This is a genomic window from Frateuria sp. GZRR35, assembly GCF_051900415.1.
Taxonomy (GTDB): domain Bacteria; phylum Pseudomonadota; class Gammaproteobacteria; order Xanthomonadales; family Rhodanobacteraceae; genus Frateuria_A.
The window spans coordinates 241,223-252,463 of the sequence record NZ_JBHZGL010000006.1 but is presented as its reverse complement, the minus strand read 5'-3'; the positions used below and the strand labels follow the sequence as shown (position 1 = coordinate 252,463).

The 11,241-nt window shown below is 66.8% G+C and carries 9 protein-coding genes and 1 tRNA gene; 8 read left to right on the top strand and 2 right to left on the bottom strand.

Features of this window, described 5'->3' with window-relative positions; all coding sequences use genetic code 11:
- The 8 genes from ACFWZ3_RS09810 to ACFWZ3_RS09775 form a co-directional block, all read left to right on the top strand.
- The coding region (locus ACFWZ3_RS09810) for an amino acid adenylation domain-containing protein (RefSeq protein ID WP_439707548.1) at positions 1–2,348 on the top strand (2,348 nt) is incomplete at its 5' end.
- A gap of 291 nt (positions 2,349–2,639) precedes the next feature.
- On the top strand, positions 2,640–3,968 hold the full coding sequence (locus ACFWZ3_RS09805; RefSeq protein WP_439707547.1) for an MFS transporter: 1,329 nt from the start codon (positions 2,640–2,642) through the stop codon (positions 3,966–3,968).
- Positions 3,965–4,738, top strand: a complete 774-nt coding sequence (locus ACFWZ3_RS09800; protein WP_439707546.1) for a thioesterase II family protein — start codon at positions 3,965–3,967, stop codon at positions 4,736–4,738. The genes ACFWZ3_RS09805 and ACFWZ3_RS09800 overlap by 4 nt, the downstream gene beginning before the upstream one ends.
- A complete protein-coding gene (locus ACFWZ3_RS09795) occupies positions 4,735–5,556 on the top strand; it encodes a 4'-phosphopantetheinyl transferase family protein (RefSeq protein WP_439707545.1) in 822 nt (273 codons plus the stop codon). Before ACFWZ3_RS09800 ends, ACFWZ3_RS09795 begins: the two co-directional genes overlap by 4 nt.
- A 59-nt stretch (positions 5,557–5,615) precedes the next feature.
- Positions 5,616–6,290 (top strand): outer membrane beta-barrel protein, encoded by a 675-nt coding sequence (locus ACFWZ3_RS09790; protein WP_439707544.1) that lies wholly within the window; start codon positions 5,616–5,618, stop codon positions 6,288–6,290.
- A 258-nt stretch (positions 6,291–6,548) separates the two neighbouring features.
- The gene (gene serS, locus ACFWZ3_RS09785) at positions 6,549–7,829 is read left to right on the top strand and encodes a serine--tRNA ligase (RefSeq protein ID WP_439707543.1); all 1,281 of its coding nucleotides are present in this window, start codon (positions 6,549–6,551) and stop codon (positions 7,827–7,829) included.
- Between the two features lie 26 nt (positions 7,830–7,855).
- Positions 7,856–7,945 (top strand) — tRNA-Ser (locus ACFWZ3_RS09780).
- Between the two features lie 383 nt (positions 7,946–8,328).
- On the top strand, positions 8,329–8,541 hold the full coding sequence (locus ACFWZ3_RS09775) for a hypothetical protein (protein WP_439707542.1): 213 nt from the start codon (positions 8,329–8,331) through the stop codon (positions 8,539–8,541).
- Here ACFWZ3_RS09775 and ACFWZ3_RS09770 read toward each other — a convergent pair.
- Both ACFWZ3_RS09770 and nhaD read right to left on the bottom strand, forming a co-directional pair.
- On the bottom strand, positions 8,519–9,721 hold the full coding sequence (locus ACFWZ3_RS09770) for a cation:proton antiporter (RefSeq protein ID WP_439707541.1): 1,203 nt from the start codon (positions 9,719–9,721) through the stop codon (positions 8,519–8,521). The two genes, ACFWZ3_RS09775 and ACFWZ3_RS09770, sit on opposite strands and share 23 nt — an antisense overlap.
- A gap of 89 nt (positions 9,722–9,810) precedes the next feature.
- On the bottom strand, positions 9,811–11,190 hold the full coding sequence (gene nhaD, locus ACFWZ3_RS09765) for a sodium:proton antiporter NhaD (RefSeq protein ID WP_439707540.1): 1,380 nt from the start codon (positions 11,188–11,190) through the stop codon (positions 9,811–9,813).
- Between the last annotated feature and the right edge of the window lie 51 nt (positions 11,191–11,241).

The following is an 11,241-nucleotide window of genomic DNA, read 5'->3' as shown; positions in this document are numbered from 1 at the left end:
CGGCCTGTCCGCCGGAACGCCTGGCCTACATGCTGGAGGACGCCAAGCCGGTGGCGGTGCTGACCCAGCAGAGCGTGCGCGAGCGCATTCCGCAAGGTGACTTCGCGCGGGTTTCGGTGGATGAGGGCGACACGGCCCTGGCCGCGCAGCCGGCGGACAACCCCGCGCGGCAAAACGTGCCGGAACAGCTGGCCTACATCATCTACACCTCCGGTTCGACTGGCCGTCCCAAGGGCGTGCAGGTGGAGCACCGCCAGGTCGTGCGCCTGTTCGAAGCGTCACGCGGCTGGTTCGATTTCGGCCCGGACGAAGTGTGGACGCTGTTCCATTCCTGCGCGTTCGACTTCTCGGTCTGGGAAATGTGGGGCGCGCTGCTGCACGGCGGTTGTCTGGTGGTGGTGCCTTACTGGGTCAGCCGCTCACCGGAGGACTATCACGCGCTGCTGTTGCGCGAGCGGGTGACGTTCCTCAACCAGACGCCGACGGCGTTCCGCAGCCTGCTGCGGGTGGATGCGCAGTCGCCGCAGCGGTTGTCGGTGCGGCAGGTGGCGCTGGGCGGCGAGGCGCTGGACCCGGCCAGTCTGCGGCCATGGTTCGCGCGCTATGGCGACCATTCGCGCGTGGTGAACATGTACGGACCCACCGAGACGACCGTGGCCGCAACCTTCCATCGGATCGCCGAATCGGAGCTCGATGGTCCGCGCGGGAGCGTGATCGGTCGGCCGTTGGCAGACCTGTCGGTCAAGGTAGTCGACGCCCACGGCCACGCCGCCCCGCTGGGCGTGCCCGGCGAGCTGTGGATCGGCGGTCCAGGTGTCACGCGCGGCTACCTGCAGCGCCCGCCACTGACGGCGGAACGTTTCGTCGCCGGCGACCACGAACCGGGAAGGCGCTGGTATCGCTCGGGCGACCTGGTGCGCAGGTTGCCCGGGGGCGACCTGGAATACCTGGGACGCATCGATCAACAGGTAAAGATTCGCGGCTTCCGCATCGAGCTGGGCGAGATCGAAACAGCACTCGGTGAACTGGCGGGCGTGCGCGAGGTCAGCGTGCAGGTCGTCACGCTCGACGGGGACGATAAGCGCCTGGTGGCTTATGTGGTGACCGCCGGCCCCATGGATGAAGGCGCGTTGCGGGCCGGTCTGCGCGACCGATTGCCCGAATACATGGTGCCGGCGCATTTCGTGCGTATGGATGCGTTGCCGATGACCGCCAACGGAAAGCTCGACCGCCGTGCACTGCCGCCGGTGGACGTAGCCGACGCATCGCACGCGCGCTACGTGGAACCGGCCACCGCGGTGGAACGGTCGCTGGCGGAGGTCTGGGCACGCGTATTGGGTCGCGAGGCGCCGATCGGCCTGCACGACAACTTCTTCGAACTGGGTGGTCACTCGTTGATGGTGATGCGACTGACCACCGGCGTGCGAGAGGCCCTCGGCCATATGCTCTCGCCACGCGAGATCTTCGCTGCGCCCACCCTCGGCGCGATGGCGCGCGCGATCGCCGGACCATCAGAATCGACGTGGTCGCCAGTCGTCACAGTGCAGCCGGGCGCGCCCGGTACGGTACCGCTGTTCGTGGTGCACCCGATCGAGGGCACCGTTTACTTCTGCGCCGAATTGGCCCGCGCGCTCGGGCCGCGGCAAGCCGTCCACGCGCTCCAGGCTTTTGGTCTTGAGCCCGAGCAAGCGCCGTGCGACGACCTCGAGCGCATGGCCGCCACCTACATGGCATCCATGCGGCAGGTGCAGCCGCGAGGCCCCTATTACCTGGGCGGCTATTCCATGGGAGGAACCGTTGCGCTGGAGGTCGCGCGCCAGTTGCGAGCCGCAGGAGAAGAGGTGGCTTTCGTGGGCCTTTTCGATGCCTATCCGGCTTCCATCGGCGCACCGCGTGGCCGTGCCGAGCTCGTGGCGGGTTTGTGGGGCAAGGCCTTGGGCTTCGACATCGCCGATATCGCCGGGCTGGACGAAGAGGACTGCGTGTCTCTCGTGCTGGCAAAGGGCATCGCCAACCATGCGTTGCCCGAAGGGTATGGACGTCAGGATGCGCTGCGGCAGATCCGCGTACTGGAGGCAAACCTGCGCGCCTATGCCAGCCACACACCGAAGCCTTATGTGGGCGAAGTCGCGCTCCTCGCCGCCTCGGACAACGCCAGGCCGGTGACCGCTTGCGACTGGGAGCATGCGGTGCATGGCCGGGTCATTGTCGAGGAGGTACCGGGTGATCACTTCGGCATGCTTGCGCAGCCCCACGTCGCGGTGTTGGCGGAGGCGTTGCGCAAGCACCTGGACCGGCCCGCAGGGCAAGGGGACCGGAGTACGCAAGCGACGGCCGAATCCGCCTGACGTGTGCGATGGCCGCCAAGGGGACATGACAGTGAAGATCGGCAACATGGGTGGAGGGCGTGGCAAAACGCCCGTCCCCCGAGGGCGTGCAACACCCGGTCCGCGCCGGTGCGGCGCATCCCGGGCCGGGGCGATAGCGGCGCATGCGCCGCTGTTTGGATGCATCCGGCGCCCAGATCGTCGTCGCCAAGGCGTCGCTGCTGCCCGCTTTCCGATGCCTGCGTCCTTCACCTTCATCGAAGCGATCGCGCGAGCGGTCGCCCACTATTCAACGCGGGACATCTGCGACACATGAAGCTGCACGCTACCTTCCTCACGCTATGGGCCGGACAGGCCCTTTCCGCGCTCGGTTCGAGCATGCTGTCGTTCGCACTGGGGGTATGGGTCTACCAGCGCACCGGCTCGGTCACCCAGTTTGGTCTTGTGGTGTTCTGCGCCATGTTGCCGCCCGTCGTGCTCTCGCCGTTCGCGGGCGTGCTGGTGGACCGCTGGCGACGCAAGCGGGTGATGGTTGCCTGCGATGCTGGCGCCGGGCTGTGCGGTCTGGCATTGCTGATCCTGCTTGCGCGCCAAGACCTGGACATGCCGCATGTGTATGCGCTGACGTTGCTGGGGGCGACCTTCGCGTCGTTCCACCAGCCGGCCTACGCTGCGTCGGTCGCTTTGCTGGTGCCTGACGGCGAGACGCGCGGTCGGGCCAACGGCATGGTCCAGTTGGGCCTGGCCGGCGCGTTCGTGGCTGGCCCGCTGCTGGCCGGCGTGCTGCTGGCGGCGACCGATCTTCGGGCGATCCTGCTCGTCGACTGTGCCAGTTTCACGATCGCGGCCGTGTCGCTTGCCTTGTTGCGCTTTCCGGAGCTGGACCGCCGAAGCGGCGGCTCGCAGCCGCCATTCATGCAGGAGCTGCGGGAGGGACTGGCCCACATCCGCGACACGGCAGGGCTGCGCTGGCTGCTGTTGCTGGTGGCTGCCTGCAACTTCTCCATCGGGTTCGTCCAAGTGCTGTTCACGCCGATGGTATTGACCGTCAGTACCGAAGCGGTGCTCGGCGTGCTTGTCAGTGTCGGCGGCGCGGGCATGGTAGTCGGCGGGCTGGCCACCAGTACCTGGGGTGTGCCGACGCAACCGTTGCGCGGGGTATGGGGCGGTCTGGCCATCGGTGGCCTGTGCATGGTGCTCGGCGGCCTGCGGGCGTCGGTGTGGCTGTGGGGTGGCGCGGTGTTCTGTTACTTCATCTGCATCCCCCTGATCAACGCCAGCCTGCAGAGCATCTGGCAGGACCGCGTGCCGGGCACGCTGCAGGGCAGGGTGTTCGCCGTGCGCAACACTGTTGCCTTCGGCAGCCTGCCGGTGGCTTACCTGGCTTCTCCCTGGCTGGCGACGCATTTCTTCGAACCCTGGATGGCGGCCGACGGTGCACTCGCCCTTGCGTTGGGGCCCTGGTTCGGCGCCGGGCCGGGACGCGGAATGGCCTTGATGTTCGTGTTGATCGGGCTGGTGTTGATGGCCTTGGCCGGTGCGGTGGCCGGTTCGCGGCGGCTGGCGGCGGTCGGGCGCCTGTCCACAACCGCGCCCAGCAGGTTGCATGCGGCGGCTTCGCCCATCGAGGACGCCCCGTGAGCACGCGCTCGTCCGCCTGGTTCGCGCCTCTGGCGCGCCGTCCGCAGGCGCGCCTGCGTCTGTTCTGTTTTCCTTACGCCGGGGGCGGAAGCGCAGTCTTCCGGCAGTGGCCGCAGATCGTGCCGGACATGATCGAACCGGTGGCGGTCATGCTGCCTGGGCGCGAGGTTCGATACGACGAACCGCCGTTGCGGGACGCTGCGACGCTGGCGCAGCGGCTGGCCGATGCCATCGAGCCTGAGCTGGGGCGGCCCTACGCCACCTTCGGGCACAGCCTCGGCACGGTGGTCAGTTACGAACTGGTGCTGGAACTGCTACGCCGCGGTCTACCGCCACCCGTCCACATGATCATGTCAGGACGCGGCGCCCCGCACCTGATGCGTGGTGGGCGCGACTGCGATGAGCTCGACGATGCGGGCTTCATTGACGAATTGCGCGGCATGCAGGGCACGCCCGAAGAAGTGCTGCGCAACGACGAGCTGATGCACATGCTGTTGCCCACGCTGCGGGCGGATTTCGCCATGGCCCGCAACTACCAGCGCCAGCAGCCGGAGCCCTTGCCATGCGGTCTGTCGGTCTACGGCGGCCTGGCCGACCAGGGCGTGGGCCGCGATACGCTGCAGGCGTGGCAAGCGTACACCGGTGCCCCGATCGCGCTGCGCATGTTCCCGGGCGGCCACTTCTTCATCAACGACGGGCCACAGTTGGTGTTGTCGGCACTGGTGCGCGATCTGTATCCGTTTGCGCTCGCCACGGTCGGCGCCGCATGAGCGCGCTCGAGCTACCGCTGCCGGGTCAGATTCACCTGTGGCCGTTGGGGCTGGATGTGGGTGACGGCGAGGCGCGCGCCTTGCACGCCGTGCTCGGTGCGGACGAACACGCTCGTGCCGGCCGCCTGGCCGATCCGCTGTTGCGCCGGCGTTTCGTTGCTGGCCGTGGCCAATTGCGTTCGTTGCTTGCGGGCTATGTCGGGCAGCCGGCGCACTCGCTCGTGTTTACCTACAATGCACATGGCCGGCCAGCGCTGGACGATGGGCGCGTCCGGTTCAATCTCACCCATGCCGCCGGGCGGGCCATCTGCGCCGTCGCGTGCGACATCGACGTGGGTGTCGACCTCGAGCGGGTGCGCGTGTTGCCCGAGCTGGACGCGCTTGTCCGCCAGGTGATGTCGCCGCTCGAGCGGATGCTGTTCGACGAATTGCCGGTATCGGAACGCATGGTCGCGTTCCACCGCTGCTGGACACGCAAGGAGGCATGTCTGAAAGCCCAGGGAGTGGGGATCGTCCGCGATCTGCGACAACTTTCGGTAAGCCTCGGAGCCGAGCAGGCACCGCGCCTGCTGCAGCTCGATGGCGCCACGGCCAAGGCCGATACCTGGCAACTGCGCGCCTGGGAACAGGACGGCATGTGGGTGGGCGCCGTCGCTGCCGACACTGGCGGTCAGTCGGTCGACATCCTCTGGCAGCGCGCCTGGCCGATCGACGGCCACTCCCTCCCGCTGGCGACCGCCTCTTTTTCGATTCCCCTGCAACAACCGGCCAGCTCCGTGCCGGGACCCGAGCGTGCGCAAGCGCACGCGAACCAATGACGGATCCATGCCCGCGGGCGATGCAGCCCGCTCCTTCCAACAGCAACCGAGTGAAATACATGAAGAGTTTTCTTGCCGTTCTCCTGCTCGCATCGGCCGTGTGCGGTTCGGCGCATGCGGCACAAAGCCAGCCCTGGTACGTCGGTGCCGGCGTCGCCACTGACAGCTTCAGCCTGCATGCCACCGAGGCGGAGCGTCACCTGCCGTTTACCGATCCATTCGGCAATCCGTTGTCGCAGGACGAGTATCGGTTTGACGAGTCCACCACGGGCTATCAGTTCTTCGGCGGGTACAAGTTCAATCCGTACATTGCCGCCGAGCTCAATTACGTCAACTTCGGCGACGTCAAGCGCGTCGGCAGCTTCAATATCCCGCCGGGTACGCCGATTTCGGGCGTGCTCGATTCGAGCACCAAGTTCCAGGCACGCGGGTTGGGGCTGTCCGTCCTGGGCATCTGGCCCATCGATGACACCCTGGACATGTTCGCCCAGGTGGGCATGATGCGCTGGCGCATCCGGGCGCCCTACACGCTGCAGTTGAACGGCATGGAGGTCGATTCCGGCACGGGCACCGACTGGGGCAACAACCTGTTCCTGGGTCTGGGCGGAACCTACCATTGGGATCATGTCGGCGTGCGCCTGCAGTACCAGCGCTACACCTTCGACCACCCGTTCGATTCCACGAACGACACCGACGCTGACGTGTTCACCCTGTCCATGCTCTATTCGTTCTGAGCGGCCACCGAAGCCGGTGCGGCCTATGTGGAGGCGGCGGTGATCGGCCGCCTCCACGATCGAGCATGGGCTTCACGTCCAGAGGCCGAGCCGCTGGATCCGCGCGATCACAGACATAGACGGCCTGGCGATGCGGACGGTGCATCGCCCCGGCCTCGTCTACTGGCCTCCAGGTGGACCCAAAAATGGCGCCGCGTTGCTAGCGCCTGTCCCGCACGGCGATAATCCACCGTTCAAGCACTTCGACGGAACGCTCCCATGCTGGACCCCGCTCTTTTGCGTTCGCGCCTGGCCGAGACCGCCGCGCGCCTCAAGCAAACCCGTAACTTCGACCTGGACATTGCCGCCGTCGAAGTGCTCGAGGCCGAGCGCAAGCGCCTGTCCACCGAGACGCAGGAACTGCAGAACCTGCGCAACACCCGCTCCAAGGCAATCGGGCAGGCCAAGGCCAAGGGCGAGGACGTCGCGCCGCTGATGGCGGAAGTCGCCGGCATCGGCGACAGGCTCAAGGCCAACGAGCAGGCGCTCGGTGAGGTGCAGTGCAAGCTTGCCGGCATCGCACTGGGCCTTCCCAATCTTCCGCACGAGTCGGTGCCGGTCGGCAAGGATGAGCACGACAACGTCGAGATCAGCCGTTGGGGCCAGCCGCGGAATTTCGACTTCCAGGTCAAGGATCATGTGGAGTTGGGTGAGCGCCACGGCTGGCTGGATGGCGATGCCGGCGCCAAGCTCTCCGGTGCGCGCTTCACCGTACTGCGCGGCCAGCTGGCGCACCTGCACCGTGCGCTGGGCCAGTTCATGCTCGACCTGCACACCGGCGAGCACGGCTACCTCGAGTGCAACGTGCCGGTGATCGTCAACGCCGACAGCATGCAGGGTACCGGCCAGTTGCCCAAGTTCGAGGACGACCTGTTCGCCACCGAAGTCGGCGAATCGAAGCGCTACCTGATTCCCACCGCGGAAGTCCCGTTGACCAACCTGGTGCGCGACACCATCCAGGACCATGACGCGCTGCCGCTGCGCATGACCGCGCACACCCTGTGTTTTCGCGCCGAGGCCGGCAGCTACGGCCGCGACACCCGCGGCATGATCCGCCAGCACCAGTTCGAGAAAGTCGAGATGGTGCAGATCGCGCGCGCCGGCGAGTCCTACGCGCAACTGGAAGAAATGGTCGGCCATGCGGAAAAAGTGCTGCAACTGCTCGGCCTGCCGTACCGCAAGATGCTGTTGTGCACCGGCGACATGGGTTTCGGCTCGGTCAAGACCTACGACCTGGAAGTGTGGTTGCCCAGCCAGGCCACGTATCGCGAGATCTCCAGCTGTTCGAACTTCGAGGACTTCCAGGCCCGCCGCCTGCAGGCGCGTGTGCGCAACCCGGAAACGGGCAAGCCCGAGCTCGTCCACACCTTGAACGGCTCCGGCCTGGCCATCGGCCGCACGCTGATCGCGGTGATGGAGAACTACCAGAACGCCGACGGTTCGATTACCGTACCCGACGCACTCAAGCCCTACCTGCGAGGCCTCGACCGCCTCGCCTGAGGCGTAGCCGAGCGCCCAAGTCCAACGGAGAGATGGCCGAGCGGTTTAAGGCACCGGTCTTGAAAACCGGCGAAGGGTCAAACCTTCCGTGGGTTCGAATCCCACTCTCTCCGCCACATCGCGCGTTGGGCGCTGTCATCAAGCGCGAAGCGGGATCAGTAAGTGCCGTGGGTTCCCCTCAAGGGCGCGGCATGTACGTCGAGAATGCGGGCAGGCGTACTGGTCCTGCTGCTGGTTACGGTTCTTTGCGGGCTCGCATGTTCGGTTTCGGCCAACGAGCGTGATCCCTGTCGCCGGGCGATCCGGCGGCTGTCTGCGCCCACAGTAGGATCAGGTTTCCCTTACGGCGGTCGGCTCGGTGGCCCCTCATACTGCGCGCGAATTGGGCCCGGCGGACGCCGACCAGGCGTCAGCGGTCACCCACAAACCATCCGGTCGCAGCAGCGGCCGTCTGTCACAAAAGCCGCGTAGCATGGGCGTCCCGCGGGCCGCTCGGTGTATGACCATGGTCCTTGACGAGAAGATCCAGGCAAGGTTGGCGGAAGCCCATCGGTTGCTGATTCTGGAAATCGAGCACCGCGACCGTGTGCGGGCCGAGCGCCTGGACGATTCGGACGCGGAGAAGGCAGTGCGGCTGCGGCAGGCCTTTATCGAGCGGATGCAGCGGGTGCTTGCCCGGCACCGTCCCCTCATCCGCCTGCGTCCGGGTTGAGCCCGGCATCGGCCGGGTAGCGCTTCAGCAGCCATGCCAGCACCGGCGGCGTGACCATCGCCGTGAGCAACGACATCGCCACGATGATCGCGTAGATGCGGTCGCTGAACACCCCGGCCGCCAGGCCCAGGCTCGCGACCACGACCCCGACCTCGCCTCGGGGCACCATGCCGAAACCGATGATGGTCGCGGCGTTTCGCCCCAGCGCCAGCGAGCCGAGCCAGCCACCGGCCAGCTTGGAGACGATGGCGATCACGGTGACGATAGCCAGCATCCACAATGCTTGGCCGTTGCCCAGTTGCGCCAGGTCGATCTTGCTGCCGGTGACGACGAAGAAGAACGGCGTCAGCAGGGCCAGTAACGGCTGGGTCTGCTTTTCCAGCGTGTGCTGCTGGCGCGTTTCCGAGGCGATCATGCCGGCCAGGAAGGCGCCGATGATCGCCGCCAGGCCCAACAGGGTGGACAGCCACGCCAAGCCGAGGCAGATCGCGAGCACGATCGCCAGCGGCGAGTGGGCGCTTTGCGGCTTCTCGAGCCATGCGGAATTCCAGCGCATCACCCGCGCTCCACCGAGCCCGACCAACGCGATGAACCCGATCGCGCTGCCCAGGACCGCCAGCAGTTTGAGCGGCTCGAAGCCACCGCCGTCCTGGAGCGAAACCACCACGCCGAGCAGCAGCATGGCCAGGATGTCGTCGATCACCGCAGCTCCCAGGATCACCTTGCTTTCCACCCGCTGCAGCGCCCCCAGCTCCTGCAGCACGCGCGCCGTTATGCCGGCGGACGTCGCGACGAACGCGGCGGCGATGAACAGCGACTTGCCCCAGGGAAATCCACTGCCGTGCGCCCACACGCTGCCCATGGCAAAAGGGATCAGGACGCCGAGCACGCCGACCAGGAAGGCGACCTTGCCAACCCGCTTGAGGTCTTCCAGTCGCGTCTCCAGGCCGACGGAAAACAACAGCAGCACGACGCCGATTTCGGCCAGCACATCCAGCGGCGTGCCGGGCAGGATCTGATCGGGGCTGATCCAGCCCAGCAGGGAAGGGCCGATCACGCAGCCGGCCGCAATTTCGCCGACCACGCCCGGGAGCTTGAGGCGCTGGGCGATCTCCGCGCCGATCTGCGCGGCGACGAAGACGAGGAACAGAGTAAGCAGGATGTCGCTGGCGTGGTGCATGGTGTTCCTTGGTGATGATGGCGCGCCCTTTGCGAATGCGGCGACTGGCGCATGGCGGTCGCGCACAGGGTGCGCTCCTGCAAAGGGGGCTAAGCCCCGTTGAGAGCCAGGTGCAGCGCGATGCTCGCCACGTAACCGAGCGCGATGGCCCAGGTCCAGCGCAGGTGGCGCATGAAGGTGTAGCGTCCGCCGGAGGCTCCCATGAGCGCCACGCCGGCGGCCGAGCCCACCGAGAGCAGGCTGCCGCCCACGCCCGCGGTGAGGGTGATCAGCAGCCACTGCGCCTGATCCATGGGCGGATTCATCTGCAACACCGCGTACATGATCGGTATGTTGTCGATCACCGCCGACAGCACGCCCATGGCCGTGTTGGCCGGTGTCGCGCCGAGCGCGCCGTAGAGCGTGTGCGAGGCAAGCTCCAGGTAACCCAGCGCCGCCAACCCGCCAACGCAGCCGAACACGCCATAGAAGAACAGCAACGTGTCCCATTCGGCGTTGGCGATGATGCGGAAGATCGAGTAGGGCTCTTCTTCCACGCCTTGCGCCAGGGCATAGCGGCGCTGGCTACGGTCGATGCGCGAGGCCAGCAGGTTGAGCAGGGCCAGTCCGGTGAGCATGCCGTAGGCGGCTGGCATGCCCAGCCATTGCTTGCCCAGGACGGTGATCGCGATGGTCAGCGCGAAGGTCAGGCAGATACCGATCCCCCCGGGTTTGACATGCCCGCTCCCGGGCACGGAGTCGGGCAACCCCTTGGGCAAGGCGAAATGCATCGCGATAGCGGGTACCAGCCAGTTGACCAGCGCCGGGAGGAAAAGCCGGAAGAAGTCGAAGAACTCGGCCTTGTGTGCCTGCCACACCATCAGCGTGGTGATGTCGCCGAACGCGCTCCAGGCACCGCCGGCGTTGGCGGCGACTACCAGGTTGATCAGCGATAGCGTGGCAAAACGCGCCTGTCCGCCGCCGACCGCCAGCACCACCGCGGACATCACCAGCGCGGTGGTCAGGTTGTCCAATACCGGCGAGAGAAAGAAGGCAATGGTGCCGGTAATCCAGAACAGCGCGCGGTAACTCAGCCGCCGGCGCGTCAGTTGCGCACGCAGGGCCTCGAACACGTTGCGCTCGCCCAGCGCGGTGACGTAGGTCATCGCCACCACCAGGAAAAAGAAGATCTCCGCGTATTCCAGGAACATCGCCTGGAACGCATCGCGTGCTGCGGCCGACCCGCCACTGCCGTCGCGGGTCTGCCAGGCGATCAGCCCCCAGATCAACGCCGCGGCGAGCATCACCGGCTTGGACTTGGCGATCCGGATGCGCTCCTCCAGCACTACCGCCACGTAGGCGAGCACGAACAGCGCCAGCGCCAGCCAGCCGGCGGGATGACCGGTCAGGTGGAAGTTCGCGCCGGTTTCGGCGGCGGCCGGGACGGGAAGGCCGCCGGCAAGGGCGGCAAGGAACAACGTCGAACGCATGGATCGCTTCCTGGAAAACGCCCGCCAAGCCTATCAGGCGTGCGCCTGCCG

Coding starts and splice junctions, on each gene's coding strand:
- ACFWZ3_RS09805 (WP_439707547.1), top strand. CDS start 2,640: ATGAAGCTGCACGCTACCTTCCTCACGCTATGGGCCGGACAGGCCCTT.
- ACFWZ3_RS09795 (WP_439707545.1), top strand. CDS start 4,735: ATGAGCGCGCTCGAGCTACCGCTGCCGGGTCAGATTCACCTGTGGCCG.
- ACFWZ3_RS09790 (WP_439707544.1), top strand. CDS start 5,616: ATGAAGAGTTTTCTTGCCGTTCTCCTGCTCGCATCGGCCGTGTGCGGT.
- serS (WP_439707543.1), top strand. CDS start 6,549: ATGCTGGACCCCGCTCTTTTGCGTTCGCGCCTGGCCGAGACCGCCGCG.
- ACFWZ3_RS09775 (WP_439707542.1), top strand. CDS start 8,329: ATGACCATGGTCCTTGACGAGAAGATCCAGGCAAGGTTGGCGGAAGCC.
- ACFWZ3_RS09770 (WP_439707541.1), bottom strand. CDS start 9,721: ATGCACCACGCCAGCGACATCCTGCTTACTCTGTTCCTCGTCTTCGTC.
- nhaD (WP_439707540.1), bottom strand. CDS start 11,190: ATGCGTTCGACGTTGTTCCTTGCCGCCCTTGCCGGCGGCCTTCCCGTC.